Annotated in this window: 26 protein-coding genes and 1 pseudogene; 10 read left to right on the forward strand and 17 right to left on the reverse strand. The window is 69.7% G+C overall.

All coding sequences use genetic code 11. The features are described 5' to 3' along the window. Nucleotides 1–507: 507 nt before the first annotated feature. On the forward strand, nt 508–1,068 hold the full coding sequence (locus CLV92_RS21155) for a hypothetical protein (RefSeq protein ID WP_146099678.1): 561 nt from the start codon (nt 508–510) through the stop codon (nt 1,066–1,068). A 96-nt stretch (nt 1,069–1,164) separates the two neighbouring features. Here the strand turns inward: CLV92_RS21155 and CLV92_RS19510 are convergent. Next, a protein-coding gene (locus CLV92_RS19510; protein WP_245886987.1) for an IS5 family transposase occupies nt 1,165–1,921 on the reverse strand; the annotation gives its coding sequence in 2 pieces (ribosomal slippage) (nt 1,165–1,618 and nt 1,617–1,921; 759 coding nt in all). 291 nt (nt 1,922–2,212) lie between these two features. Between CLV92_RS19510 and CLV92_RS19515 the strand changes: the two genes are divergently transcribed. Both CLV92_RS19515 and CLV92_RS19520 read left to right on the forward strand, forming a co-directional pair. Further along, nucleotides 2,213–3,607, forward strand: coding sequence for a chymotrypsin family serine protease (locus CLV92_RS19515; protein WP_104435584.1), 1,395 nt, complete (start codon nt 2,213–2,215; stop codon nt 3,605–3,607). A gap of 323 nt (nt 3,608–3,930) precedes the next feature. Further along, nucleotides 3,931–4,152, forward strand: a complete 222-nt coding sequence (locus CLV92_RS19520; protein ID WP_146099679.1) for a hypothetical protein — start codon at nt 3,931–3,933, stop codon at nt 4,150–4,152. Nucleotides 4,153–4,300: 148 nt separating this feature from the next. On the opposite strand, the gene CLV92_RS19525 is transcribed toward CLV92_RS19520, so the two are convergent. From CLV92_RS19525 to CLV92_RS19560, 8 genes and pseudogenes are all read right to left on the reverse strand, one after another. After that, entirely contained in the window at nt 4,301–4,648 is a 348-nt protein-coding gene (locus CLV92_RS19525; RefSeq protein ID WP_104435588.1) for an integrase core domain-containing protein, read from the reverse strand. A 173-nt stretch (nt 4,649–4,821) separates the two neighbouring features. Beyond that, nucleotides 4,822–5,139 (reverse strand): annotated as a pseudogene (locus CLV92_RS23255) (IS3 family transposase); the annotation flags it as partial. Next, the gene (locus tag CLV92_RS19535) at nt 5,136–5,453 is read right to left on the reverse strand and encodes a transposase (RefSeq protein ID WP_104435590.1); all 318 of its coding nucleotides are present in this window, start codon (nt 5,451–5,453) and stop codon (nt 5,136–5,138) included. The gene CLV92_RS19535 and the pseudogene CLV92_RS23255, both read right to left, overlap by 4 nt. A gap of 57 nt (nt 5,454–5,510) precedes the next feature. Continuing rightward, complete coding sequence (locus CLV92_RS19540) at nt 5,511–5,753, reverse strand: hypothetical protein (RefSeq protein ID WP_104435592.1); 243 nt, start codon at nt 5,751–5,753, stop codon at nt 5,511–5,513. Nucleotides 5,754–6,628: 875 nt separating this feature from the next. Then, nucleotides 6,629–7,069 (reverse strand): hypothetical protein, encoded by a 441-nt coding sequence (locus tag CLV92_RS19545; RefSeq protein WP_104435594.1) that lies wholly within the window; start codon nt 7,067–7,069, stop codon nt 6,629–6,631. A gap of 152 nt (nt 7,070–7,221) precedes the next feature. After that, nucleotides 7,222–8,217: a hypothetical protein gene (locus CLV92_RS19550; RefSeq protein WP_104435596.1), complete on the reverse strand. Its 996-nt coding sequence runs from the start codon at nt 8,215–8,217 to the stop codon at nt 7,222–7,224. 90 nt (nt 8,218–8,307) lie between these two features. Continuing rightward, the gene (locus CLV92_RS19555) at nt 8,308–9,504 is read right to left on the reverse strand and encodes a hypothetical protein (protein ID WP_104435598.1); all 1,197 of its coding nucleotides are present in this window, start codon (nt 9,502–9,504) and stop codon (nt 8,308–8,310) included. Between the two features lie 263 nt (nt 9,505–9,767). After that, entirely contained in the window at nt 9,768–10,748 is a 981-nt protein-coding gene (locus tag CLV92_RS19560; protein ID WP_104435600.1) for a hypothetical protein, read from the reverse strand. A 630-nt stretch (nt 10,749–11,378) separates the two neighbouring features. Between CLV92_RS19560 and CLV92_RS21690 the strand changes: the two genes are divergently transcribed. The 3 genes from CLV92_RS21690 (at nt 11,379) to CLV92_RS19570 (ending at nt 13,325) form a co-directional block, all read left to right on the forward strand. Next, nucleotides 11,379–11,546 (forward strand): hypothetical protein, encoded by a 168-nt coding sequence (locus CLV92_RS21690; RefSeq protein WP_158257349.1) that lies wholly within the window; start codon nt 11,379–11,381, stop codon nt 11,544–11,546. Between the two features lie 110 nt (nt 11,547–11,656). Beyond that, nucleotides 11,657–12,445, forward strand: coding sequence for an LGFP repeat-containing protein (locus tag CLV92_RS19565; RefSeq protein ID WP_158257350.1), 789 nt, complete (start codon nt 11,657–11,659; stop codon nt 12,443–12,445). A 115-nt stretch (nt 12,446–12,560) separates the two neighbouring features. Further along, nucleotides 12,561–13,325 (forward strand): LGFP repeat-containing protein, encoded by a 765-nt coding sequence (locus tag CLV92_RS19570; protein WP_104435603.1) that lies wholly within the window; start codon nt 12,561–12,563, stop codon nt 13,323–13,325. Nucleotides 13,326–13,614: 289 nt separating this feature from the next. On the opposite strand, the gene CLV92_RS19575 is transcribed toward CLV92_RS19570, so the two are convergent. Together CLV92_RS19575 and CLV92_RS19580 are read right to left on the reverse strand one after the other, a co-directional pair. Beyond that, complete coding sequence (locus tag CLV92_RS19575; RefSeq protein ID WP_104435605.1) at nt 13,615–14,079, reverse strand: hypothetical protein; 465 nt, start codon at nt 14,077–14,079, stop codon at nt 13,615–13,617. 64 nt (nt 14,080–14,143) lie between these two features. Beyond that, nucleotides 14,144–15,304, reverse strand: coding sequence for a coiled-coil domain-containing protein (locus CLV92_RS19580; RefSeq protein WP_146099680.1), 1,161 nt, complete (start codon nt 15,302–15,304; stop codon nt 14,144–14,146). A gap of 245 nt (nt 15,305–15,549) precedes the next feature. On the opposite strand from CLV92_RS19580, the gene CLV92_RS19585 reads away from it, so the two are divergent. From CLV92_RS19585 to CLV92_RS21160, 3 genes are all read left to right on the forward strand, one after another. Further along, nucleotides 15,550–15,750, forward strand: coding sequence for an antitoxin VbhA family protein (locus CLV92_RS19585; protein ID WP_211291295.1), 201 nt, complete (start codon nt 15,550–15,552; stop codon nt 15,748–15,750). An 8-nt stretch (nt 15,751–15,758) separates the two neighbouring features. Next, nucleotides 15,759–16,598, forward strand: a complete 840-nt coding sequence (locus CLV92_RS19590; RefSeq protein WP_211291296.1) for a Fic/DOC family protein — start codon at nt 15,759–15,761, stop codon at nt 16,596–16,598. Between the two features lie 820 nt (nt 16,599–17,418). Continuing rightward, entirely contained in the window at nt 17,419–19,506 is a 2,088-nt protein-coding gene (locus CLV92_RS21160) for a hypothetical protein (RefSeq protein WP_146099681.1), read from the forward strand. Nucleotides 19,507–19,630: 124 nt separating this feature from the next. On the opposite strand, the gene CLV92_RS19600 is transcribed toward CLV92_RS21160, so the two are convergent. From CLV92_RS19600 to CLV92_RS19625, 6 genes are all read right to left on the reverse strand, one after another. Then, nucleotides 19,631–20,986 carry a site-specific integrase gene (locus CLV92_RS19600; protein WP_104435611.1) on the reverse strand — a complete coding sequence of 452 codons (1,356 nt, stop codon included), beginning with the start codon at nt 20,984–20,986 and terminating at the stop codon, nt 19,631–19,633. A 52-nt stretch (nt 20,987–21,038) separates the two neighbouring features. After that, nucleotides 21,039–21,572 carry a hypothetical protein gene (locus tag CLV92_RS19605; RefSeq protein WP_104435613.1) on the reverse strand — a complete coding sequence of 178 codons (534 nt, stop codon included), beginning with the start codon at nt 21,570–21,572 and terminating at the stop codon, nt 21,039–21,041. 92 nt (nt 21,573–21,664) lie between these two features. After that, on the reverse strand, nt 21,665–21,904 hold the full coding sequence (locus CLV92_RS19610; RefSeq protein ID WP_104435615.1) for a hypothetical protein: 240 nt from the start codon (nt 21,902–21,904) through the stop codon (nt 21,665–21,667). Beyond that, on the reverse strand, nt 21,901–22,656 hold the full coding sequence (locus CLV92_RS19615; RefSeq protein ID WP_104435616.1) for a DUF6225 family protein: 756 nt from the start codon (nt 22,654–22,656) through the stop codon (nt 21,901–21,903). The genes CLV92_RS19610 and CLV92_RS19615 overlap by 4 nt, the downstream gene beginning before the upstream one ends. Before the next feature lie 69 nt (nt 22,657–22,725). Further along, nucleotides 22,726–23,268, reverse strand: coding sequence for a hypothetical protein (locus CLV92_RS19620; RefSeq protein ID WP_104435618.1), 543 nt, complete (start codon nt 23,266–23,268; stop codon nt 22,726–22,728). Between the two features lie 110 nt (nt 23,269–23,378). After that, nucleotides 23,379–24,398 carry a 3'-5' exonuclease gene (locus CLV92_RS19625; RefSeq protein WP_104435620.1) on the reverse strand — a complete coding sequence of 340 codons (1,020 nt, stop codon included), beginning with the start codon at nt 24,396–24,398 and terminating at the stop codon, nt 23,379–23,381. 377 nt (nt 24,399–24,775) lie between these two features. Here CLV92_RS19625 and CLV92_RS19630 point away from each other — a divergent pair, with 377 nt between their 5' ends. Further along, the gene (locus tag CLV92_RS19630) at nt 24,776–25,402 is read left to right on the forward strand and encodes a hypothetical protein (RefSeq protein ID WP_104435622.1); all 627 of its coding nucleotides are present in this window, start codon (nt 24,776–24,778) and stop codon (nt 25,400–25,402) included. Nucleotides 25,403–25,644 lie beyond the last annotated feature (242 nt).

Raw genomic sequence — 25,644 nt, forward strand, 5'->3', positions numbered from 1 at the left:
GGCCGATTGACCCCTATCGAGTACGAGACCATCATGACCGCACCGGCCAATCAGGCCGCGTGACCTGATCTGACACCGGATCATGCAGCAGACCCCAGCGCCGGCGCTGATGGTTCGCAGGGCAGGGGCCGAGCCGCAGGCGAGCTCGGCTTGACCGAAGGCGGCGGGCGGCCAGGATCGAACGCCGGGAGGGGCAGGACCCCAAGAAGACGCCGCCGCGTCAGCGGCGACCGCCCAGCCCGCGAGGAGCGAGCGGGACGACCAGCCAGCAGAACAGAGGCGAACGAGGCACGAGCACGCCACCACCGCGGCGGCCCCAGAGCGAGGAACGAGCGAGCCGCCGCCACCCCCGGCGCCAAGGCCCGCCAGGGCCGCAGCCCCGGGGCAACAGGCGCCGCCGAAGGCGCCCGCACCAACCGCACCGTTCACAGCTGACCAAAGACTGCCATGGTTGTAGTTCCACAGTTAGCGAGACTTCGCCACCAGGGCCGCGTAGGGTCTTCGAGCGTGGAATGGAGTGACCTGGACTGGGGAAACCTTCCGAGCTGGGGAGCGTTTCTGGCTGCCTCAATCGCCGTCACTCTGGCCGCTGGCGCCTACAAGCGAGAAGGTCAGCGTGACCAGTTGAAGCAGCGTCTCGCAATACAGGAACAGGCATCGAAGGTTGGGGCCTGGATTGCCCGAGTCGTCGAAGGCCGGGCGGTTGAGGCGCGACTTCTCAACCGATCTGACCTCCCCGTCACAAACATGGAGGTTTGGGTTGAAGCGAAGCTCAAGCCCGGGCTCACTGGGCGAACTGGTCCTCCAATCATCAGCAACCTGGGGCATACGATTCCTGTACTGGAACCCAAGGATGACAAAACGGCGACTATGAACCTGCCGGCTGGAACCACGGAGGAGAGCTACGATTTCAGGGTAACCAGCACCTTCACAGATGCACTGGGGATCAAGTGGAGACGCACTCCGGACTCACTTGAACCTGACGGCGAGAACCAGCCGTCTTGGCATCGCCAGATGGCAGAGCTCAACGCGAGGGTTTGGCGCTCTGTCAGGCATCGAAGGTTGTGAAAATCTGCACGAGCTCTCTATGCCGCCTGATGTCCGTCCTCGTCACTGCTCGTCCAGCACGGCGAGGACAGACCTTGGTGCTTACAGCTCATTTCACTATGACTTCGGGAGTTTGCGGTAGCAGATGAGGGCGCAGGCCAGCTGCAGGAGCCCGAGGTGCAGGTCGGCACGGACTTCGAAGCGGGTGCGGAGGCGCTTGAACTGGTGCAGCCACGCGAATGTCCGCTCCACCACCCAGCGAACGTGCCCGAGGCCGGAGCCGTGGGCGATGCCGCGGCGGGCGATGCGGGGCACGATGGCGCGTGTCCGCAGGGCGCGGCGGTAGACGTCGAAGTCGTAGCCGCGGTCGGCGAACAGGTAGCGCGGGCGCCAGCCGGGCCGGCCGCGGATGCCCCGCACGAGCGGGAAGGCGTCCACCAGGGGCAGCAGTTGGGTCACGTCGTGGCGGTTGCCGCCGGTCAGCGTCACGACGAGGGGAACCCCGCCTGCATCGGTGAGGAGGTGGTGCTTGGAGCCGTTGGGGGAGCGGTCAACCGGTGAAGGGCCGGTGTGAGCCCCCCTTGAGGGCCCGCACGTGCGAGCCGTCCACCACCGCGGTCTCCAGGTCCAGCTTTCCCGCCGCACGCAGCTCATCGAGCAGGACCTGGTGCAGGCGGGGCCACACGCCCGCCTCGGTCCAGTCCCGCAGCCGCCGCCAGCACGTCACCCCTGAACAGCCAAACTGCTCAGTGGGAACCTGCGCCCAGGTGCAGCCGGTGATCAGCACGTGGACGATCCCGGCCAGCGCGGCGCGGTCATCGCGGGGCAGGCGTCCTGGGTAGCGGTGCCGGCGTGGCGGACGCTCAGGCAGCAGCGGCTACACCCGCTCCCACAGTCCCTCGGGCACCAGCTCCGCGACCCGCGCGGGCACCACGTCGTCGGCCATGCCACCAGGCTGCTCCCACCTCACCGCCCCAGCAAGTCATACTGAAACGAGCTGTAAGCCAACGGCAGATCCCACGTCGCAGCTCGCAGCGCGTGATCCTCGGTGGTTCCAGGCTCGACGCCTTCCGCGGCTTCTGTCGAAACGTGCACAGGGTGCGGAGTAGGACGGTAGGGTCCGACAACCCTTCCGGTGATGCAAGTGCTAGGAGCTGCTCGAACAATGCAATATCGCACCAAGACCGGCCTGGCCGCCGCCGTGACCCTGACGATCAGCTTGCTGATCCCGACCGCAGCGGCTACAGCGCCGGAGACGGCGGCCCAGCTTCCCACCGAGGCATCAACTCGTCCCTCGAACGCGCAGCCGTCCCCCACGTTGGCGGAGCGTCCGGATTTGGCAGGGAAGCCGCTGCGCGCGGTACGAGCTGACGAGGCAGATCGGCTCAAGGCCGCCAAGGACAATCTACCGAAGGTTGATGCCCTGCGCGCGACTGTCGCCAAGCTCGGCGGCACTACCAGTCTGGATGTCACCAGCGTCGCGGAGTACGCGCGCACCGAGGGCGTCAGCACTGAGGAAGCCGAGCGGCGCCTGCTCCTTGAGGAGCAGGCAGCAGTAACGATGAACTGGCTAGCGGAGAACCGCCCGCACAGCTATACGGAGTTCCGCTTGGAGAGGAACCCCTACCACTTCGAGTACCGCAGCACCGACCCCGTCGACAAGGCCCTCGCTGGCGCTCCTCTTGGCGACATCGGCGACCTCATCACTGTGCACGAGGTGAAGCACTCTGGCGTGTGGTTGCAGCGTAGGACCGAGGCACTGGCCAAGGGTGTGCGAGCGCGCGGCGTCAAGGTTGATGCGGGTATTGACTTGGGTGCGCAGCGGATCGAGTTGTCGGTTGAAGCCAAGGACATGTCCAAGGTGCGCAGTGTGGTCGAGGCTGACCCGGTAATGACGAGCAGTGCGACGGTGGACGTCACCGACACTGGAGGTTCCACTCCCGCGGTTCGGGTTCATGGCGGCCTAAATTTCGACTCCCGAGACGGTGACTGCACAACCGGGTTCGCGGCTGTCCGACGAGACGGTGTTCGTGTGCTGTGGATATCGGCGCACTGTCCCAACCGCGGGACTGTGGTGCACGGCAGCGGGTCGCCCACATATGTGAACGACGTCGAGCACTACTTCCAGGGCCAGGACGTCCAGCAGATGTTCGCGACTGTCTGCTGCATCCAGGTGCCGAACTGGGTTAACGACGCCCAGAACCCGGCTGGTGACCCGACGCCCTGGTACCGCCGCATTACGAACTACCAGCTCAGCAACGTGAACATGATCAATCGGCGGGTCGAAAAGTACGGACGCAACACCGGGTACAACTCTGGCCTCATCGAGCGTACCAACTTTTCCCCCAGTTACGTGCCCCGTGTCACCGCGACGTTCTACACCGTCGCTCTGCTAGCCCGCTGTGGCGACAGCGGTGGACCCGTCATGATCGGGGAGGTTGCCTACGGCGTCCTCAGCGGCAGTACGAACCGTGACTCGTGCCTTGCCACGACCCGGGACCGAATGATCTACATGCCGGTGCGTAACTCGACTCTGCCCTCTACGATCGCGGTCAATTAACAACCCGCGTGAGCCATCGCCCGGGCAAGTCTGGGTTTGTCGGTGGCTCGATTGCCCAAGCGATGGAACCAGCACATGAAGGGGCGCGTCTACGTTCCATGAGCGCATATCGAATCACGCAGCAGGGGACCCTGATCGCTGCCCTGCTTCTGCTGGCCGCCTGCGGCTCCGCTGAGAGCAGGGGAGGAGCAGCCCCACAGGCGTCCACGATGGCCCCTGTCTCTCCTGTCATTACCGCGCCGGAGCCGGCCGAAGCGGACTCCCCCGGCGCGCTCGTTAAGGGAACCTTGGAGCGGGCCGATGACTGCCTGTACCTCAACGGTGTGCCCATCATCTGGGTGGCCGGGACGACATGGGACGAGAGCGCAGCCAAGGTCCGCACCCCGGATGGATCGAGTGTGGCCGTCGGCGGTGACGTCTCGGGCGGCGGCGGCCAGGTCAGCGAGGTCGGCACCGTCTACGGCGAGGAGGTTGCTGACCGCGTGGCCAAGTGCTCAGACGGAGGCGACAAGGCTGTATACATCAGCGGCGCATCCACGGCGTAGAGCTAGCACGTGACCAAAGTCAGGCTGGCTGTCCTTGCACGTAGGGACGGCCAGCCTGACGGGTTCAGCCCGGATCAACCGCTGATCTTGATGGCTCAGCATGACCAGCGGAGCTTGACCCGGTTTCCCGGACAGGCGGGTGGCTCGATCATGCCGCAGCAATCGCCGCGGTGTGAAGCCTCTCGTACTCGGCAGGGCTGAGGTAGCCGATGCCGGAGTGGCGCCGGCGGGGGTTGTAGAACGCTTCGATCCACTCGAACATCGCCGACGCCAGTTCGGCTCTGGTGGACCAGGTGCAGCGGTCGAGCAGCTCGCGCTGCATCGTGGACCAGAAGCTCTCCATGAGCCCGTTGTCGACGCTGGAGGCGACGCGGCCCATCGAGCCCAGGAGGCCGGCAGTCCGCAACCGGTGCCCGAAGATCCACGAGGTGTACTGGCTGCCTCTGTCGGCGTGGACGATGGTTCCCGGCTGCGGACGGCGTCGCCAGCAGGCCATCTCCAGGGCGTCGACGACGAGCTCGGCGCGCAGTAGACCTTGCCCTCGCCGGTGGGGTGCTCAGTGATGTCTGTGACCCAGAGGCGATCCGGTTCCTCAGCAACGAAGCGACGCTGAACCAGGTCCTCGTGCGGTGCCGGCAGTGGGCGGGACCCGGACCGCTTGCGGCGGTGGCAGACCCCGACCAGACCGGCGGCGCGCATGAGCCGGGCGATGCGCTTGCGCCCGCAGGCGATGCCCAGACCCAGGCGCAGTTCGGCTGGGGGTACCTCCCGCTCGCGGGGGAGCACTCGTGGAGCACCGTAGGTGGCCCGCGACGCGGCGTGGACCTTGGTGATCGTCTGCGTCAGTGCCGCATTCGCCTTGGAGCGGCTCGACGCGGGGCGGTCGCGCCACTCGTAATAGCCCGAGCGGGAGACGCTCAGCACCCGACAGGTCACCGCGACGGGTAAGCCGTCGGCGGCAAGGTCACGGACCAGCGGGAAGATCATTTTGGGTCTGGCAGCGCCTCCCGAGCGAAGTAGGCGCTGGCCCGGCGCAGGATCTCGATCTCCATGGCCTGCACCCGCGTCTTGCGGCGCAGCTCGATCAGCTCAGCTCGTTCGCCACCGTCGAGCACGGTAGCCGCGTCTGGACCGGTGCGGCCGCCGGCACGGACGGTGCCGCCTTCGGCCAGGCCGACCCAGCGGCGCAGGCAGGACTCGCTGATGCCGAGGTCAGCGGCGATCTTCCCCAAGGGCTGCTCACGCAGCTGGGCCAGCTCCACGGCACGCTGACGGAACTCCGGCGGGTGGGGTCGGGGCATCGCAGGACTCCTCTCTGGGCGACATCATCGCCTCAGGTTGGTGTCCGGAGAAGCGGGTCAAGCTCCGGTGGGGTGTCCACCGCCGGGAGCGTCGACGTCGGCCACGTCTCGGCCGTGGTGGGTGAGGATGGCCGTGAAGGGGTAGCCGGGCACGTAGATCGGGCCGCAGTAGGCGCGGACGGTGAAGTCCTGCGAGGGGGCAGGGGTCAGGGTGGCGGGGAGCAGGACCGCCTCGCCGTCCGGGCTGTCGTCCTGCGGGTCGAGCATGGGCGCGTCGCTGAGGGCGCTGTGGCTGGTCACCAGATCGCTCCTTCTCTGCCGTGGGTTTGCCTGTGCGGGCGTGAACGTGTGCCGGGCGGGGACTCGGCCGTCTGCCTGCGGCATCCGGCCGAGCGTTTCTTCGCCCCCTCCCGGCGTCTTGAGATCCAGGCCGCTGGAGCCGTGCGCAGGCACCCGCAAGGGCAGCGGCGCAGCCGCTGAGCCGAGGAAGCCCCGCACCGAGAACGATCACGACGGCGCTGCCAGCGACCGAGGAACGAAGAAGCAGCGCCGGCGCTGATGGTTCGCAGGGCAGGGGCCGAGCCGCAGGCGAGCTCGGCTTGACCGAAGGCGGCGGGCGGCCAGGATCGAACGCCGGGAGGGGCAGGACCCCAAGAAGACGCCGCCGCGTCAGCGGCGACCGCCCAGCCCGCGAGGAGCGAGCGGGACGACCAGCCAGCAGAACAGAGGCGAACGAGGCACGAGCACGCCACCACCGCGGCGGCCCCAGAGCGAGGAACGAGCGAGCCGCCGCACCCCCAGCCGCAGGCCGGGCGACAGGCGCCGCCGCAGGCGTCCGCGTCAGCTTCGTGGCCGACGAGTGTCTGGTTTCGGCCTCTCAGATGAGGGACTGAAACCAGAAGCGGTGCCGGTCAGGCTTCTGGCTGCTTCGGTCGCGGCCGGGCCAACGACATCAGGACGGCACGTCACGTCGCTCGCGAAGTCGGCTGCATCAGCGGCGGCAAGAGCCTCCGTCGGCTTCTCCTCGTCGGCAGGGTCGGCAGCGTGCTGAGGCCCACACCGCTGCCGCCTACTCAGGCCCGGCAGGCGCCGGCGCCGTCCTTCGCGGCGTCAGCGCGACGTTGTGCGGTGTACCGGGTGACTCGTTTGCGGTGATCAGCGGGGGCCGTGGTGACTCAGCTACCGCCGCCGGCGATTACCCACCGATCCTCACGGAGGACCAAGTCGAGTGATCCTTCGGAGCTCGGTGTGTCGCTGAAGCTGATCGCTTCCTCCGGCACGTGGGCGGTGTCACCAGTCACCTTGATCATGGACTCGTCCACTTCCACGTCAGCCATCAACCGACGCAGCTCCTCGGTGGCACGCTCAGCGGTCAGGATCTCGCAAGGCTTGCCGGTGAGGCGTTGCAGCTGCTCCTGCAGTCCAGAGTCGACCATCGCGCATGCCTCGCCAAACTCGCTCTCGGCGACGTGCCCATAGAAGGTGTTCACCGTCTCAGTGGGAGAGTCCTGCCCTCCACCGCAGCCGCTCACCGCCGCGACGAGCAGCACACCGAGGCTCAGACGTGCCCCGGCGCCCCGGAAAAGGACGCGACTGGAGGAGCAGGTCTTCGTCATGGCGTCTCCCATAGCGGCGGCGGTGTCGGGTAGGGCGAGCCCTCTCAGTCGCTCTCTGCGCCGTGAGCGTCCCAGAGGGCAACCTATCCGCCCGCGCAGAGGCATGGCCAGGGTGGGCCGTGCGGCCCGGTCCGGTCGGGCTGCTGTGCTCGTCAGTGCTTCCGGATCGGCTTCACGCTGGGGTCGTTGGGCCGCCGTTCAGTGACGTACCAGGTCAACGCCTCCTCAATGCGGACATCGCCTGCGGTGACCGGCGCGGTCGGCGCCGCACCCTCGAGACGGCGTGCTCCGAGGACGGCCGCGGCGAGACGCTCGGCCTGCTGCTCCTGGATGGCGGTGACATCGGTCGGACTGGTGTGCAGGGAGACGTGGCGGACGATGCCAGCAGAGTCGACGCCAATCAGGACGCCGAGCGGCGAGGTGGCCCCCGCGTCGTCGAACGGGGCCTGGTCGCGTGTCGCCTCGTCCGCTCCTGCGGCGGTCAGCGCCGAGGCGCGGCGGGCGAGCGGCGTGTCGCGTGTGACGCCGAGGTGGGTCACGACGGTGGCGGCGTCGGTGGCGATGCCGCGGCGCACGAGCTGGCGGGCGACTTCGCCTTCGCGCACGTTCAGGCGGGCGGCCAGCTGGGGCAGCGGCTCGCGCTGCTGCCAGGCGGCGCGCAGTTCCTCGGTGGTGGCGGGGAACGTCTTGGCCCGGGCCTGACTCAGCGCCTGACGCCAGTCGTAGACGCCGGCGGTGGGGCCGTACACGGACAGGCGGTCGCGCAGCCAGTTCACCCGCTCACCGATCGCGTCGGGGAAGCCCTCACCTTCGGGGACCATGCGGGAGCAGCGGGACTCGATGGCTCCGCGGGTGCGGTTGTGGGACTTGGCGATGTCGGCGATGGTCAGGCCGGCGGCGAGCTCACGCACGAGCTGGGCGTCCTCGGTGTCGTTCCAGCGTCCACCGGCCCCGGCGGGGCGGGTGCGGGTGCGGGCCGGGGTGTCGCTCACGCGGTCCATGCTGCCAGGCCAGGCGGTGTCCGGCCGGGACCTGGCGGGGTGGGGGCGGCGGTTTCCGCCGCCGTTGAGCATGGGCCGGCGCACGATCCAGGGGATCGCGCGGGTGCCGGGGCGGGAGGTCTGGGTGGTCGTGGTCGTGGCGGTCATCGGTTTCTCCGTTGGCTGGGTTGTGTCGGGTGGGCTGGTGGGAGGCGGCCGGGCGTGACCGCCTCCCACGGGGCTGTGCGCGGTGTGGTCTCAGGCGGTGTCGTGCAGTGGCTGGCCTGCGTCGAGGCGGCGCCACCAGAGGTCGAAGTCGGGCTTGGCCTTGTCCGCGAGGCCGGCGGGGGCGATGGTGACGAAGTGCTCGCGGGTGGGCAGGGTGGCGCCGCGGCGGCGCAGCCACAGGCGGGTGATGCCGTCGTGGTCGCTGACGGGGAAGCCGGCGCGGGCCGCCTTCTGGTGCAGTCGCTGCTGCAGCTGGGCGCGGCTTCCGGTGGCGATGATGCGGATGCTGCGGTCGGCGCGGCCGAGCTTGGCGGGGTCCTTGGCGGCGGGGCGCAGGATGCGGCGGACCTCGACGAGGACGTGGTCGGAGGCGTCCAGGGCGTCGTGGAAGGCGGTCAGGACGTGGCCGAGGTCGGCCTGGCGGATGAGGTCGATGGCGCTTCCTCTGCCGAGCAGGCCCTGCGCGGGGTTCAGGGCGAGGGAGCGGTGTTCGATCATGAGGATGTCCACGCCGGCCGCTGGGTCGGCGGCGATGCGCTCGAGGACGCGCTGGCGGCCCTCCTTGTTGGCCAGGGAGAACGGGCAGTAGGAGCAGGCCGACTTCTCCCAGACGATCCCGCCGGTGACGCCGGCGATGAAGTCGATGCAGCGCTGACGGTCCCAGTTCCAGTCGATGAGGGGGTAGACGGCGCTACGGTTGGCCGGTCCCTGGACGTGGTCTCCCTTCTTCTTGCCGCCGGTGTGGAGGTTGCCGAACGCCCGGGTGAGCTCGTTGGCCTCGAACCCGATCGCGTGGCGGTAGCCGCGTCCGGCGGTGAGGGCGTCGATCACCGGGTCCAGCACGGCTCCCTTGGCGCGCAGGGAGCAGCGCCGGTCCCCGCCGACCTGGGGGACGGTGGCGGTGAGGGTGAGCTCGTCGGAGAGGCGAAAGTCGCCGTCCAGGTGGAGCCGCTCAGGGGATCGGGAGTCGTCGAGGATGACGATGCCGTCCCCGGCGATGGTGGTGTGCAGGCGCGAGCGTGCGGCCTGCACCAGCCGCACGCCGTGGGCCCGCAGCAGGGGCAGGACGTGGTCCTCGCAGTCGCGGCCGGTGGAGGCCCACTCGTCGCCGGTCATGGCGACGACGACCACGAGGTCCTCCAGGGCGAAGTCGCGGCTGGCCGGCTCCTGGATCCAGCGCAGCAGGATGGCGGTGGAGTCGACCCCGAGCCCCCAGGACAGGATCATGCTGGGGCGCCGGCTCCCGGTCAGCTGCTCACGCCACTGCCGCAGCGGAGTCCCGACGCGACTGCGGGTCCTGCTTCCGATGCTGCTCGGGCGGGGGGTTGCTCGGCGGCCGGATCGGGTGGGTGCCTGCGTGGGGTGCTGGCTGGGCATGGTGCTCTCCTGCGGTTGGGCTGGTCGGTGCGGGCGGCGCGGGATGTGAGGGAAGCGGCCAGGGGGGCGCCCCCGGGGACCCTCCGGGTGGTGGGTCCCCGGGGCGGTCGGGCTCAGGAGTCCGTGGCGCTGCTCCGGGCCGTCTCGGCCGCACGGGAGTCGGTGGCGGTGGGGTCGAGGATCTGGCGCAGCCAGCCCTGTCCCTCGGGCAGTCGCACGACGGTGGTGGCAAGGTCACCGGCGGCGAGCAGGGCGCTGAAGGCGGCCATCATGCGGGGGTCGTCGTCGCTGTGGGCGAAGACGGCCACGATGTCGGTGGCCGGTCGGGCGTCGAGGTAGCTGACGCTCAGGCGCAGGGCGTCGGGGGGAAGCGCACCGGGGGTGACGTCGACGAAGGAGAACTCAGCGGCCGGCCCGAGCTCCAGCAGGTACATCAGCAGGTCGGTGGTGCAGGCCAGGGCGTCTTCGACGTCGGGCAGGCCGACCCGCACCGACACCAGCGCCTCGCCGTCCCCGTCGCGCACCGCGCCTGCGGGCAGGTCCTCGTTGTCCCGCTTGCCGGGCAGCAGCTGCGGCTCCACCAGGTTCAGGGCCTGCACGGGGTTGCGCAGCTGGGTGGCGGTGGCGGGCTCGGCGTGGAAGCGGGGCAGGTCGCTGTCGCCGGTGAGGCGTTCCACCGTCGCCTGCCACTCGCCGAGCGTGATGCCGCCGTCGTGGAAGGCGGTGACGTAGACCTGGCCGCTGCAGTCGGTGTCGGTGATCGGCAGGTAGTCCACCACCGACGTCGTCACGGCGTGCCGGGCGGCCTTCACTGCCGTCTGCTCCGCGAGGAGGTCGGGGTGCTCGGAGATGACCACGACGCTCTGGCTGCCGTCGCCGTGGGTGATGCAGAGCTGGCCGGCGTCGGCCTCGCTGAGGTGGACTCCGCCGTTCCTGGCGGCGGTGTCCAGCAGGACGAATGCCTTGGCGTGGGCGTCGCTGCGGTTGCGGTGGCTGCTGTCGTGCTGCGGCATGTCGTCGTGGCGGTTGAGGTCGAGCAGTTCCAGCTCGACGGGCAAGACCTCGTGCTCGCTGGTGTTCGGCTGTGCGGTCACGTCGCGCTCCTTGGGTCGAGACCAGGTGTGCCGGGGCGGGAACCGGGCCGTCTGCCTGCGGCATCCGGCCGAGCGTTTCTTCGCCCCCTCCCGGCGTCTTGAGATCCAGGCCGCTGGAGCCGTGCGCAGGCACCCGCAGGGCAGCGGCGCAGCCGCTGAGTCGAGGAAACCCCGCACCGAGAACGATCACGACGGCCGCGTCCTCGAGGGAGGCACGACCGAGAGCGGCCGGCGCTGATGGTTCGCAGCGTGCGGGGTCGAGCCGCAGGCGAGCTCGACTTGCCGCAGCACGGCGGGCGGCCAGGATCGGAAGCCGGGAGGGGAGAAGACCAACAACCGCCGCCGCGTCAGCGGCGACCGAGTGGCGGGCGAGGCACGAGCCCGCTCACCAGCAGCAGACCCGCGAGGCACGAGCGGGACGACCGCCCGCAGGGCGCACGCCGACGCAGGAGGCGCACAGCGGCGGCAGCAGAGCGAGGCACGAGCGAGCCGCCGCACCCCCGGTGCGCAGGCCCGCCAGGGCCGCAGCACCGGGGCAACAAGCGCCGCCGCAGGCGCCCGCCGGCCCGATCGGCGCTGTCCTGTGGATAGTCCAGCCCGGTAGCGGACTGTGGCGGCGACACTGGGCGGGTGGACGTCGACTGGACCGAGTGGCCGCACGTGTGCGCCGTGTGCGGACAGCTGCTGCACCCGACCCTGACGAGCACGGGCCGTCCCACTCAATGGCTCCACGGGCAGGTGCACGTCGACCACATGACTGTGCCGCTGCTTCTGGCTCCGGCGGACCTCGCCAGGTAGGCAGCGGACCATCCGAACCGCCCTCATGGCCTTCCGTCCGCCGCTACGGTGCGATCGTGTCTTCTTCGTTCAGGTCCACCCGCGGCGTGCGCCGTCGAGGTGCCGCTGTCGTGTTGTCTGTGGCCGCCTTGCTGACGGCGGCTGTGCCCGCGCAGGCGGACCCGCGAGTCGGTGGCGACATCGGCGTGGCCTACGAGCGGGACTACGGCGGTGCTCGCGGCGTGCTGGGCGAGCCGCTGACGCCGGAGATCCGCACCCCGAACGGGAGGGGCGCCTACGTCGGCTTCCAGCACGGCTCGATCTACTGGAGCCCATGGACCGGCGCCCACGCGGTCCGCGGGGAGCTTCGCAACGGCTGGGGTCGCCTGGGCTGGGAGGGCGGACGCCTCGGCTTCCCCAAGTCCAGCGAGCGACCCACCGACAGCCGCAGGGCTGTGGTGCAGGACTTCGAGGGTGGGCGGATGTACTGGACGCCGTCGACCGGCGCCCACGCTCTCCAGGGCGCCATCCTCGAACGCTACGAGCTGCGCGGTGACCCGGAGAACGGGCGGGACATCATCGCCGAGCAGGCCCTCGGCTTCCCCACCTCCAGCGAGATCCGCACGCCCAACGGCAAGGGCGCCTACAACACCTTCCAGTGGGGTGCCATCTACTGGGAGCCGCAGTACGGCGCCCACCCGATCTTCGGGGCGATCCGCAGCCGCTGGGGCCGCGAGGGCTGGGAGAACGGCTGCCTCGGCTTCCCCATCACCGAGGAGTACAGCTACGAGGGCTACTCAACGGTTCAGGAGTTCCAGGGCGGCTGGATCTGGTTCCACCCCAGCTACGGCACCGAGGTGGACCTCTACCCTCGCAACGACCCCAGCTACAGCCGCTACGGCCTCTACCCCCGCTGCTGACCGCCCCCGCAGTCACCGGGGCGCACCGCGGCCTCACAGCAGCGGTCAGAAAGGCCCTGCTGTGGCTGTGTGAAAGCACCCCAAGCTGTGTCTCGCTCTGGATACCGTTCACGCCATGACCTCTTGGAAGCTTCGCGCGGCGGGTGCTCTCGCCGCCGCGGTCGCGGCCGTCACCATGGCCGCTCCTGCGCAGGCCGATCCCCGCGTGGGCGGGGAGATCGGCTTCATCTACGAGCACCAGCACGGCGGTGCCAGCGGCTGGCTCGGGCAGCCGCTGACGCCTGAAATCCGCACTCCCAACGGCAAGGGTGCCTACGTCGTCTTCCAGAACGGCTCGATCTACTGGTCCCCGGGGACTGGCGCCCGCGAGGTGCACGGGGAGCTCCGTAACGGTTGGGGTCGGCTCGGCTGGGAGGGCGGCTACCTCGGCTTCCCCACCTCCGACGAGCAGCCCACGGCGAGCCGCCGGGGCAGGTTCCAGACCTTCCAGGGCGGGGCGCTGTACTGGGCACCCTGGACCGGCGCCCACGCCGTCCGCGGCGACATCCGCGATACCTACGCGAGCTGGTATCAGAGCGAGGACATCCTCGGCTTCCCCATCACATCCGAGGTCCGCACCCCAAACAATCGCGGCGCCTACAACCACTTCCAGTGGGGCTCGATCTACTGGTCGCCGGACTACGGCGCCTTCCCCATCTACGGTGCAATCCGTGACCTGTACGCCAGTCAGGGGTGGGAGAACGGCCCCCTGGGCTTCCCTGTCTCAGCCGAGTTCGATTACGCCTTGTCCACCGTGGGTGAAGTAAAGGGCCAGGAGTTCGAGGGCGGATTCATCTGGTGGTGGCCGGAGGGCCACGAGATCTACCTCACCGAGGGCTGATCCACGCTGAGGTGCAAGAGCGTCCCCCTGGACTGGCTCGGTCTTCGGCGGCTGTGCACGGGCGGCGGTGCGGTCCGGTGACGTGGCAGGTGGTGGTGCGCTGTCGCCGGTGCGCAGCCAGTCCGCTGGGTCCCGTCGTCCACGGGTGGGCGAGCTGAGCCGCGCAGCGGAGAGGAGCTCGGGTCGTCCACGGGTGGGCGAGGGGCCGGCCCCGCTGACCCGGTCACCCCTGCGCGAGGCCGCCCGCCACCTCTCTTGAGGTGGCGGGCGGGCTCCGTCGGCGCAGCGGTCAGGCGCTGAGCCGGGTGGGTGCTGGCACGGCCGGCAGGTCAGTGCTCTGCGCCCCTTCGGCTGTCGCCTCGGCTCTCGCCTCGGCGCGGCGCGGCAGTTCGCTGGGGATGCGGTTGGCCTGGGCGAAGTGGAAGCGCTGCTCAATCCTGGCGAGGTGCTCGTCGGCGAGCTCGCGCAGGGGGTGGCCGGGGCACATCGCGGCGAACTCCGAGAGCAGCGTGGTGATGGTCATGACCTCCCCGACGGTGAGGAGGGCGACGTGGTCCTTGGCGACGTCGCAGTGCAGGTGTCCCGGCGGGGGAGTGTGGAGCTGGCCGTCGTCGCCGCGCACGGCGAAGTGGCCGTGCTCGGCGTTGCCGCCGGTGAAGGTCCACACCCCCTGCAGGGTCTGGCCGTCGGGGTAGGTGAAGCGCACCCGGTCACCGGCGCAGGGGGTCCGGTGGTCACCGATCTGACGCAGCATCGTGGCCAGTGCCGCCGAAGCGCCTTCATCTGGCTGGTTCGCCGTGCGGGTACTCCGCCGCTGCTCAGGCATCTGTGTCTCGCTCCTTCGCGCGGCGGGTCCTTGCGGACTTGGCAGGGCTGGCCGCGGTCGTCTTCCGTGACGACCTGCGGCGGCTAGAACTAGGAGCCGGGATGCGGACCGCCGCGGCCGCGGGGCCGTCGCCTTCCTCGACCTCGTAGCGATAGTCGTCGTACTCATCGACCACGGCGCTGAGCTGCGACTCCAGGTCAGCGATCAACTGCTGAGCTTCCTGCCACCGCTGCGCCACCTTCTCGCGGTCGCTGCGGACTTCGGCGATGAGCTCCTGGAGGTCTTCGACGCGCTGCTGCAGTGTCTCCTGCCGGGCGGTGAGCAGCTCCCGCACGGCTGCGACGGCTGCTTCCTGGCTCCGGGCCGCCTCGCGGGCGGCGTTCTCGGCGGCGTCGGCGGCGGCGTTGGCCTCACTGGCGCGGGCGGCGCGTTCGATGTCGCGGTCGGTGCGGACCTGGCGCAGCAGCTCCTGGGTCTCCTCCAGCTTCGCCTGCGCGGTCTCGGCGTCGCGCCGGCGCGCTGCCTGCTCCTCGGCGAGCTGCTCGCGCAGCTGGGCCTTCTCCTGCTGCAACTGCTGCAGCTGCTCGCGGGCCTGCTGGGTCTGCGCCTGCGCCTGCGCGTGGTCGCGCTGGGCCGCCTCCAGGTCGGCCCGTGCGGTGGCGGCGTCCTGCTGGGCGGCCTCGGTGGCGGTCTCGGCGGCCTGGGTCTGCTCCCACGCCTCGGCGGCGTCGGCGACCGCCTGGTCCCGTTCCGCCTGGGCGGCCTCCTCCGCGGCCCGAGCACGGCTAGCCTCCGCGCGAGCCCGGGCGGCACGGTCCTCCGCTTCGGCGACCTGCCGGGCGACGTCGGCGCGGGCGGCTTCCAGCTTCTCGTCGACGGCGTCGGGGTCGGCGAGCAGCTCCAGCGCGGCACGGGCGAGCTCCACCTGCTCGGCGATGCCCACCTGGGCGTTGTGCAGGACCTGCTGCAGGGACGCGACAACGCCGGCCAGCGACGCCACCGCCAGCTCAGGGCGCTCCGGTGTCACCGCGGCGCTGCGCCCGCCGCTCTCCGCCTGCCTTTCCCGGTAAGCGCGAGCCCGCTCCGCGGCGGAGGCGTACTTCTTCACGCGCCCACCGGTAGCGGGGGCCTGCCCGACGGGCGTCTCACTCATACCCATCAGTATCTACGTTCGTTCGTTCGCTTACAAGCGTTCGTGACGAACGAACGAACGAACGGCGCTGCATGCCGCAGCCGCGGGAACCGCGCCACGGGGCGTCGCATCGCGCCCCCCTCGGTGCCCCGCTCAGCGCCTGCCATCTGTCGGTCGACGGCCCGCTTCACTACGGGATGCGTTGCGGCGTAGCGAGAATGGCGCTGCGCGAGGTACAGTGGATCACTGACACTCTGGAGGTCGCCGTGACGGTTCCACCCCGCGCCATCTCTGCGGCCGAGCAGGAGCGGCGACGCCGGCAGGTGGAGACCGTGCGTGCTTCGACCGAACTCGAGGGCGGTCGCTCCGACGATGAGGCCCGCGCAGAGCAGGACCGCTGGGTGCGCGGGGAGATCGACGTCGACGAGCTGGTGCGCCGGGCCCGCGCCCAGTGCGGCCTGACCTGACCCAGCCGGTGAGCGAGCCGACGCCGGGCGCCCCTGAACTCAGCGCGGAGCAGCGAGCCCGCGCGGCGGAGATCAACCGGCAGCGAGCTGCGGGCGATCCCTACCTGGACCCGGAGACCGGGATCCTGCGCAACAAGGTCGGCGCCACCACCCAGGCGGAGCTGTCCCACAAGGAGGACATCCTCGTCGAGGCCCGGGCACTGCAGCTGACACAGTCACCGGGGAAGCTGACCTTCGACCTGGAGCACCTGCAGCGCATCCACGCGCACCTGTTCCAGGACGTCTACGACTGGGCCGGCCAGCTGCGCAGCATCGACATGCGCAAGGTGGGCGACACGGAGATGTTCTTCCCCCAGGCCCACCTGCCGCTCGGCGCGTTCCATACCTTCAACGCGCTGCATGAGGACCGGCTGCTGCGCGGCCTTCCGCGGGAGAAGTTCGTGGATCGGCTCGCCGAGCACCTGAACAACGTCAACATCCTGCACCCCTTCCGCGAGGGCAACGGGCGCACCCAGCGGATCCTGTTCGACCAGTTGGCCCAGCGCGCCGGCTACGAGCTGGACTGGCCCGCCGTGCGCGGTTTCACCAACGACCACGCCTCACGCGCCGCCCGCGGGGGAGACCTGCAGCCCCTGCGGGAGATGCTCGCCTCCATCACCCACCCCGCGCAGACCAATCCGAACGCCCAGCTCGAACAGGTCCGAGACGTCCTTAGGGCCCAGCGGGCAGCGCCACGGCAAGGCGTGGCGGCGGAACAGATGGCGCAGGGGGAGAGCTACTACGGCTCCGTTCACGAGCGGCAGCAGCGCCAAGGGCACCTAGAGCCGCGGCAGGGGCCGTCGCGGTGAAAGCGCAAGGGCCGACGGCTGAGGCTGTGAGCCCTTGCGAGTTGGGATCAGTTGTCACTGGGAAGGCTCATTGAGGTTCCGTCGGTGGCGTTCCCTGCGGGTGCTGAGAGCGAAGGCCGGAGCATGATCGAATCAGCCACCTGTCCGGGAAACCGCGGCAAGCACCACTCACGGTGGGCGACGCCATGCCCGACGAAAGCTTGAGGCTAGAGCACGTAGAGGTGTCAGCCCTGGGCGGCCGGGCCAAGGGTCTGCCCGCAGCTGCGGCCGCGGATGCCTGCCCCTGAGCCGGCGGTGCCTGGTCGGCAAGAGTCGAGATGCTCTGACGCGCAGCGCCGCAGCGCGCCGGGACAGCGTGCCCGCTGGCCACGGTCAGGTCATGGATCCTGTCGGGCGCGGCGGTTGGCTTGGTCGCCACCGTCGTGACCGACCGAGTTGTACATTCTGCAACGACCCTGGCCCCGTCCATCCACGCGCTGAGCACGCCGCTACGGACCAAGGGGCGGTGTTACGCAGTGGCGATCGACTGCAACCGGCGAAGCCTGGATGCAGCCCACTGACGAAGGCCGTTGACAAGCGCAGCCCCCGTTGCTCTACTTTTCGAATCCGCGCTCTGCGGGCACGACCGCACGCTACCGGCGGACGGGGAAGTCATGTTCGACGCGGCACATGACCCATGGCGGACGCCTCGGCGACGTTTTCTGAGTGAAGTGGCTGCAGGCGCAGCCTCTTCGCCGGCGCCCCGACTTGTTGGGCTCACTTGCTGCGAACTGGCGCACGTTACCGCGCGCCGACTAGCTCGCCGGACTCGGAATCGGCGATGGGCGGGGACGACGTGATCTCCGTCGAGAAGCTGGCGGCGAAGGTTCACGCCGGGGGCAGGGGAGCCCAGCCGGCACTGGTAAGCGCTTTGCGGGCCAGCGGGGTACCAGTGCTCGACAAGACCGGCGCGCTGATGCAGCCCGACCTGCCGGCTTTGGGGATTGCCGTGCCTGCTCGGGAGCTCCAAATAGCCAGTCGGTTGGCCGGCAACGGTGGCGGCGTCCGACTCCCCGATCTTCAGAAGGCTCTGGCGGGTGGACAACTACCTCCACTAGGCCAAGCCCGGTTGGCCAAGTCCATCGCGCACGGCATCCGCGACGACGCCGATGGCCCCGACGGCCCGGCTCGCACGTGGGCGCGTTTCGTCGCCGCTCTCGGCCGCGAATCAGGCCGTGGGGATTTGCTGTCCACCGCTACGAAGTACGGCGAAGTGGAGCTTGACGGGTTGCAGGCGCAGCTAGTGCTTCGCCGAATGGCCGATGTCTTCGCTGTCGAGGCTAAACAGCTCAGCGGAACGCTGCCCAACGTCAGCGACAAATCCTCCGGGGCGGGCGTGGCGGTCGCGGTCCCAGCTCCTGCCGCAGCCAACCCCGGCGCACCATGCATGCCGAGCAGCCCAGTCTGGGGAAAGATCTACTCCGGACTGCATACGGGTCAACATACTGCCTTTGGGTGGGCTTGGAAGCTGCTGCTGGGTCTCAGTCCTGAGGCGGGGACTGGGACGGGGACGGATCGGCTCGGAACAGCACTGATGACCGCCAGCGTCGTCACCGACTACGCCAAGTTGATATTGACGTACATGGCCCTGACCATGGATATCCATCTTGACGAAGGAGACCGCCCACTAGAGCGCACGAAGAAAATGCGGCCCGCCGGTGAACGTCGACGGCTGCACGCAAGGCTACGCTACGACACCGGTAAGCCCGAGGTCGCGAACTGTCTCAAACTCCTGACCGGCTTCTCGGGAATCGATGTCAGCCTGCCAGACTCCGGCCCCGTAGCCGGGGCCATTTTCGGATTCGTCGGAGTGCAAGGCTTTCCAGGCGCCACCGCGGAACAGACCAAGTCGGCCCTCGTCCAATTCTATGGCGGCAACCCACGCATGCGACTGTCCGACGCCAAGGGCGAGACGTCGATCGGAGTCGAGGGCCTCGGGCAGCGACAAAAGATCTCCGAGGCGGCGTCCCCTGTCGACAAGACAGCCAGTGTCCGCGTTGAGGTCGTCCTGAAGCGCGCCAACATGTGGCGTGACCTGAAGGACGCGGTAGACGCTGCGAGCGATCTCATCCCCGGACCGATCGACTACGTCGTCACGGATGGGAAGCCCACGCCCGGTGGCGCCTCATTCCTCAAGGTGCCCGTGGAACTTCTCATGCGCACCCGATGGATCGCATTTCGGCACCAATTCACCGTGCGCGACTGGTCAACCAACTGGCGACTCGTCGGAAAGATCACCGTCAAACAACAGAGAGAGTACAAGTATACATTTTCCGAAGGCTACGATAACGACGTGCAGGACAATCGGCTTGACCTCGACCTCAACCTGACGCAGTCGATGGGAAACCTCGACTCCTCTCTCGTGCTCTTCGACCTCGAAGGTCGCGACAGCACTGAAATGACGAAGTGGGGCGGGCCGGCGAAGTTTCGGCAAACTTACGCCGCATCGTATGAGCATGTGGGGAAGCGTTATGTGTTCACGCGTACGGAGCACGGGAGGAATCCAGTCAAGCCACCGGCGGGAACGGGGATTGCCTCCGTCTTGTGGACCGGTGGAGACGAGGTCTTACTGCGCCTCGATCTGCACACCCCCTACCCCGTCGGCACCTACAAGCAGCTAGCTAAATGGCCGGAAAAGGAGGAGCGAAAGGAGGGAAAGTTGGGGCAGCCAGACTGGTTCAAGGATCCGCCGAGTCGGCTCCCGATCCTTCACGGTACCGTAAGCACGGATGGCGTCACCGGCGAAGCCGTCTTTGACTTCGACTCATCGATGTATATCGCGCCTGGACCCCGATGGAACGGGGGCAACGACTCTTCGTCAGAAACTATTGAGGTGAGCGGTTCGCTTCGTCTCGTCGCGGCACCGTGAGGGGCCTCCATGTCCTGAGTCGCACGGGCCTTGTGCATGATCAGGTGACGGGTCGGGTCGCCTGGTCATGCAGCAGACGCGGCCGTTTCGGAGGTGGCATGCGCCTGCAAGCACGTGGTGGTTGCTAGAGCCCGAGTCGTCCGGCGGGGTTCTTGGTCCAGACGGTGCCGCGGCGGATGTAGCGGCGGGCGACGGCGAGGGACTTCCACCGGCCGTGGCGCATGAGGTCGCGCTCGGCGACACCGTTGAGGGCGGCCTGGGTGGCGAAGCCGGCGCGGGTGGAGTGCGCGGAGTAGTAGCGTCTTCCCTCGGCCGGGCGCAGGCCGGCGGCGCGGGCGCGACGGGTGATGATGCGCTGGATGGATTCCGGCCAGAGCGGCGCGTCGATCCGGTCAGGGTCGGTGGCGGTGCCGAGGCGGTCGGTCTTGGGCACGATCGGGCGGAAGACGGGCCCGGTCAGGGCGTCGATACGGTTGCGACGTTGTTCGAGGGTCTCCATGGCCGCCTCGTGGTCGGCGCCGAGGAGGAGCTCGTCGGCTTCGTCTGCGGCGGCTTCATCGACTCCGGCGCGGGTCACCCCATCGACGTCGCGGGCGCCGCTGCTGCCGGTGGCGGGGGAGTGCTCGCGCAGTTCGGTGGTGAGGCGCTCGAGCCAGGCGTCGACGGCGCTGGGGGCGTCGAGCTGGGGGCGTTGGGCGAAGGGGACACCGACGTAGTCGCCGTGGCCTTCCTGGTCGGTCTTGGAGCTGCGCAGGTGCACGAGGAGGCCGGCGTCGTCGGCGACGAGGTCCTCCACGCGCAGCGCGGCGAGCTCGGAGGCGCGCAGGGCGGAGGTGAAGGCGAGCAGGATGAGGGCCTTGTCGCGCACGTCGGCCAGCCCTTGGCCGTGGCTGGGGCTGTCGTTGATGGCGGCGATGATGCGTTCGATGTCGGAGGTCAGCAGCTCCGGTGCCTGGCTGGGGCGGTGCTTGTGCTCCTTGCGCAGGGCCGTGAGCGTGTCGCGCACCGTGGCGTGCTTGGTGGGGTCGTCGAGGCCTGCGTCGGCGTGGACGGCGGCGATGGCCGGCAGGTAGCGGGCCAGGGTGGCGATGCTGACCGGACGTGGCTCCGTGCCGGGCTTGCCAGCTCGGCCTGGGGTGCCGACCTCACCTTCGGCGGAGGCGATGAGGTAGCGGGCGATGTCGGTGGGCTGGGCGGGGATGACGGGCAGGTGGTGGGCGGCGGCCCAGCCTGCCCAGCGTTCCCAGGAGTAGATGTAGGCCCGCCAGGTGTTCTCGCTGCGGCCGCGGTCGCGCAGCTCCTCCAGGCGGGCGTCGAGTCGGGCGAGGACCTCGGCGACGTCGCTGGGAGCAGCCGGCCCGCCTGCGCTGCCGGAGTCGCCCGCTGCAGCGGTCTCGGCCTCGGATGCCGACGCGGTGGCCCCTGCGGTGCCCGCGATGCCTGCCGTGGTCGCGCTGCGGCGTGGCGGGTCGGGGGTCACCGGGTCTCCTGAGCGTGAGGCATCGGGGGCGGGGCATCGGGGACGGGCGGGGTCAGAACAGCATGCCGTCCTCGGCGGCGGGCAGGAGACCTGCCTCGGCGATGAGGTGGTTGATGCAGCCCCGGCAGCGGGGCAGGTCCTCCACGGTGCGGGCTGGCGCGGGGGTAAAGATCCGCCCGCACAGCGACTTCACCGGCGGCAGGATGGGTGGCGGGCTCAGCGGCCGCCCGCGGCGTGGCCTGCGCCCGGGCTGGACTGCGCCGTCGGCGGGCGCGGGATCCGGCGGGGTGGCTGCCTCGGTGGGCAGGGGGCGGCAGGCGTGGCGACTGCGCCCGCCTGTGGACGTCATCCAGGTGACGTCGCGGGTGGGCGGGGGAGCAGTGAAAGCCTCCACCACCGCGCTGCAGCGCGGGCACGGTGGCCGCTGCACCTGCTCGGCGGGGTGACGGGGCCGGCGGGTGAGGTAGACATCGACGCTGGCTCCGCACAGGGCCAGGCCGCGGTGCTCTTCCTCGGCCAGGCCCGGTTGGCGGGTCAGGGCGTGCAGCAGCCGCCCTCCGTGGCTGCGCCGCCAGACGACCTCCACGCCCTCCTCCTTCCCCTCGCGGTCGAGGACCGCAGGAGCTGCTGGCCCCACCACTGCCCCCGTCTCTGTTCCGAGCACTGCCAGGGTCACTGTCAGGGCCGCCGGGTGTGGGCGTCCAGCCTCAGGCAGTCCCCGCACAGCCAGCGCCCGGGCGCGGTCTGCTCGCCGGCGACGTCGACGCTGTAGCCGCAGCCGCGGCAGGGCCCGGCGTTAGCGACGGCGAAGACGTGCTCGACCCACTCCAACTCCGCCATCGGGTGCTCGTGGCTGATGTCGAGGGCGGCGCGCAGATCCTCAGGGAGGTCCTCGACGCGCTGCACCTGCTCGCTCATCGCTGCGCCCCCCGATCGCTGCGGTCGCCGATGGGGGCAGCGCCCCCCTCGATGCCGCCCTCGGTGCTGTCCTGCGCGCAGTCCTCAGTGATGAGGAGGTAGGTGCCGGTGGGGAAGTCGCAGCGCAGCACGACGGCCTGCTCCAGAGCGCAGGAACCGTCCGGCAGGTCCACCACAGCCAGGTCCAGGCGCAGCGGCACCTGCCGCAGCAGCTCCTGACTGCCCCGGGCGGGGGAGACGTGCACGCTGACGGGCAACTCGCCGGCCGTGCCCTCCAGCACGTGGCGCAGGGCCGCGACGCTCATCGCCCCACCCTCGCTGCGACTCCCACTGTCACTCCCGCCATCACTGCCGCGGTTGCTGTTGCTGTTGCTGTCGGGGTGGGGGAGTTCTCCGGGGAAGGCGAAGCGCAGGGCGGGGCCGCCTTCGAGGTCGGGGGTTCCGTCGGCTGCGGAGGTCTGGACGACGTCGGTGTAGGCGAGGACCTGCCGCAGCGTCTGGTCGCTGCCCGGGTGGGTGGCCACGGCGGCGGTGACCGCCAGGTGTCCGGGCAGGCCGTGCAGGGCCTCGCGCAGGGCGGCGACGTTCATGGCGGGAACGCGGTGGGCGTAGACGTGGTGACGGTCGCCCGTGGCCAGCTGCAGGGCGTCGGCGTGAGCTTCGGCCAGACGCCGCGTGAGCAGCTGCTCCAGGACGGACTCGCCCGGTGGGCAGTTCTGGGACGGCTGCTGCGGGTCGTGGTGGTCGAACATGGTCGCCTCCTCGGCTGCGCGGCTGCCCCGACGAGGGGCAGCCAGCGGGGGGGTGGCTGGCGGGGCGGGTCAGCTCTTGCGGCGGGCCAGCGGGTTGTTGCCCGGGGTCATGCGGGCCTGGAGGACCTCGTGGGCGCGGCGGCAGTTGGCCTGGACGGTGGCTTCTCCACCCAGGCGCCCGTTGCGGCTGACTCTGGTGGTCAGGGCGTAGGCGAGGCAGTCGTGGCTGCGGGTGTCGCCGCTCTTCTCGCGGTAGGTCTGCGCGGTGGCGCTCAGGCTGGCCTCGATGTCGCAGCTGAAGGAGCGCAGCCGGCGCCCGTGCAGGGCGCCGGGGCGGCGCTGGATGCAGGTGCGGCACCACCACTGGCCGGTGTCGTCGTGCCCGCCGCACAGCCCGACGGGGCCCCGGCAGGTGGTGCAGGGCGGGGCGGCGGCGAGGGTGAAGACGTGCTCGGTCCAGGCGTCCTGCCGCTCGGGGCTGCCCGCCCAGCGGTACAGCGCGGCCTGCAGCGACTCGGAGAGCCCGTCGTAGTGCCAGGTCCTCGCCGCGACCCCAGCGCCACCCTGGTGGACGTCGGGGGTGGTCTGCTCGGTCGGCTGCTGAGTGCTCACGTGCATCCTCCGCGGTGTGAGGTGGTGCCGGCGGTCGGGGCGATCGGGGCGGTCGGGGCGAGCGAGGTGGGGCTGCTCAGGCTGTGGGGCTGGTTGGTCTGTTGGGCTGGTCAAGCGGTGATGGCGAGGGCAGTGATGTCGTGGGCCCAGCGCTGCTGCGGGGTGTTGGTCATGGTGAGCAGGCGGCTGCGGGCGCGGCGGCAGTCGTCGAGGACGCGGTGCCCGCCGTCGAGTCGCTGCCAGCGGCGCTGCATCGACCAGCCCGTCCAGCGGCGCATGATGCAGTCCCAGCGGTCCTCGTCTTCGAGGCCGTGCAGGTCCAGTGCGGTGTGCGCGGCGGATCGCAGCAGCGTGGCGTGGTCGAACCAGCAGTTGTAAGCCAGCACGCTGCGGTTGTCCGTGACGGCCAGCAGATCCGGGAGCACCTCGGCGAGGGTGGGGGCGTCGGCGACGTCGGCGTTGCTGATGCCGTGCACGGCCTCGGTGTCCGCGGTGATCGGTGTGGCCGGGCGAATGAGCGTGTGCAGCAGCGTCTCGCCGTCGGCGGCGTCGATGACGCCGAGCTCCACGACGTCGCCGTGGCGGTCGGAGGACTCCACATCCAGGACGACGGCCTGCCCGGGGCGGGTCATCTCCTGCGCCCACCGCTGCGTCGCAACCGCAGCGGCCTGGGCTTCCTGCGCTTCGGCGGCCAGCCAGCAGGCAGCCCGCTCCAGGGCCTCGCGCCGAACGTCGCCGGCGGCGTCCAGCAGCTCGCGTGCCTCGACGTGCTCACGCAGCCACGCGAAGGTAATCAGAACTCCCAGGGGCAGCGGGTCGAGGACCGGCTGCAGTTCCTCCCGCCACGGGGCGACGTGCGCCTCCAGCACCTCCAGCGCGTGGCGCTGGACGGCCAGGGCCCGCTGCTCGCGGGCCTCGACGTGGTCGCGGGCGGTGATGGCCTCGCGCAGCAGGCCGAGGTGGAAGGCGGAGTCTTCGTGGCGCTTCTCACCCCACAGCTCCCGTCGACCCTGCACCTGCAGGCCGACGTGCCCGGCGTAGGGGTGGCGCGGCCGGAAGTTCACGGCCACGGCCGGCACCGCGGGCCAGGACGTCCCCAGGGCTGCGGGTGGAAGGACCGTGGTGCTCATGCGTGCTCCTGACGAGGGGGGAGAACTCGGCAGCTCTACTGGCCTGCTTCAACGTGGCGTGACGGCCTGCATGCGGCGCACCATGCCGTCGAGGTCGGACAGAACCTCCTTCCTGGGCCGTTCGCGACACGTCGTTACCAGACGCCACATGGCGACGCATCGCGGCTGCGACACAGCATGTTGAGCCTACCGCATCACGTCAGATAAGGGAACATTATCTGACGTGGTCGAGCGATACGCCTGCTGCCCAGCACGAATGTGTATGGCACAAGGTGGTTAAGAACGCACAGGTGCTGCCGGTGACCGCAGTGCCCCAACCACTCCTCACCCGCATGAGCTTCGAGTCCTGCACCCAAGGGCTCGACTAGGGTCCAACGATGCTCGACGCCGCCTGGCTCATGGCCGTAGTCCTCGACGCGGCCACTCACGTCACCGACTTGACCGAGCACACCGTCTCGGCCTCTACCCAGAGCGGCACAACGGAGTCCACCGTTGGTGCCGCCGCCACCGGCGGGGTGATCGGAGCACTCATCGGTGCCTTCCTGACTGGCATCGTGAACTGGCTCCTGCATCGAGCCCAGGAAGACCACAAGGCCGCGGCCGATCGCGTCGAAGCCCTCCGTAAGAGGTTCGATGCCCTCATGGACGACGTCTTTGAACTGACAGATCCCAACGATGGGGTCGGCGAAGATGGCAAGCTGACCGCCGAGCGGCATGCGACCTTCGCAAAGAGGGCGCGAATCGTTCCAATCGTTGCCCTCCGCCTTCAGCGCGTTTGTGCAGCCGCCCGGGTCGCTGGCTACCCCGTACTTGAGGCCGACATCAGGGAGCTGACGTCCAGCACCGACTTCAAAGCTGTCGCGTCCAGCTGGGACGTCAGCACACGATTCACGACGCGCCTACACGAGATTCACTACATGTGGGAGATCGCTCCTGAACGGTACCTGGCCGGCGGAGAGGGCACGCTGCCCCTTCCAGAGGAAGGTGCAGCAACGGAAGTCTGAGTGCGCCAAAAGCTCAGGATGGGAAGCGGCCCTCCGCTTCCGTTCGTAGCAACATCAGGTCCTCCGATCCAACGCCGGCGCCAGCTCACGGCTTGACCATGGCTCACAGGGTTGACGTTTCCGCCGAACTGCATGCCCGCGCCTCCCTCTCAAGAGGAAGGCAGTAAGCCATTCTCAGTAGCGGTCGATCGCTACCGAAAAGGCTTACTGGAAGCCTGGGTGGATGCTGGATCGACAGCGAC

The sequence above is a fragment of the Kineococcus xinjiangensis genome (genome assembly GCF_002934625.1).
Classification (GTDB): domain Bacteria; phylum Actinomycetota; class Actinomycetes; order Actinomycetales; family Kineococcaceae; genus Kineococcus_A; species Kineococcus_A xinjiangensis.

Bases quoted from the DNA above. Each gene is read 5' to 3' on its own strand.
- CLV92_RS19630 (WP_104435622.1), top strand. From the start codon at position 24,776: ATGCTCGACGCCGCCTGGCTCATGGCCGTAGTCCTCGACGCGGCCACT.
- CLV92_RS19580 (WP_146099680.1), bottom strand. From the start codon at position 15,304: ATGAGTGAGACGCCCGTCGGGCAGGCCCCCGCTACCGGTGGGCGCGTG.
- CLV92_RS19615 (WP_104435616.1), bottom strand. From the start codon at position 22,656: ATGTTCGACCACCACGACCCGCAGCAGCCGTCCCAGAACTGCCCACCG.
- CLV92_RS19525 (WP_104435588.1), bottom strand. From the start codon at position 4,648: ATGGCCTGCTGGCGACGCCGTCCGCAGCCGGGAACCATCGTCCACGCC.
- CLV92_RS19575 (WP_104435605.1), bottom strand. From the start codon at position 14,079: ATGCTGCGTCAGATCGGTGACCACCGGACCCCCTGCGCCGGTGACCGG.
- CLV92_RS19515 (WP_104435584.1), top strand. From the start codon at position 2,213: ATGCAATATCGCACCAAGACCGGCCTGGCCGCCGCCGTGACCCTGACG.
- CLV92_RS19555 (WP_104435598.1), bottom strand. From the start codon at position 9,504: ATGATCCTGTCCTGGGGGCTCGGGGTCGACTCCACCGCCATCCTGCTG.
- CLV92_RS19550 (WP_104435596.1), bottom strand. From the start codon at position 8,217: ATGACCGCCACGACCACGACCACCCAGACCTCCCGCCCCGGCACCCGC.
- CLV92_RS19545 (WP_104435594.1), bottom strand. From the start codon at position 7,069: ATGACGAAGACCTGCTCCTCCAGTCGCGTCCTTTTCCGGGGCGCCGGG.
- CLV92_RS19535 (WP_104435590.1), bottom strand. From the start codon at position 5,453: ATGCCCCGACCCCACCCGCCGGAGTTCCGTCAGCGTGCCGTGGAGCTG.
- CLV92_RS19610 (WP_104435615.1), bottom strand. From the start codon at position 21,904: ATGAGCGAGCAGGTGCAGCGCGTCGAGGACCTCCCTGAGGATCTGCGC.
- CLV92_RS19570 (WP_104435603.1), top strand. From the start codon at position 12,561: ATGACCTCTTGGAAGCTTCGCGCGGCGGGTGCTCTCGCCGCCGCGGTC.
- CLV92_RS21160 (WP_146099681.1), top strand. From the start codon at position 17,419: ATGGGCGGGGACGACGTGATCTCCGTCGAGAAGCTGGCGGCGAAGGTT.
- CLV92_RS19625 (WP_104435620.1), bottom strand. From the start codon at position 24,398: ATGAGCACCACGGTCCTTCCACCCGCAGCCCTGGGGACGTCCTGGCCC.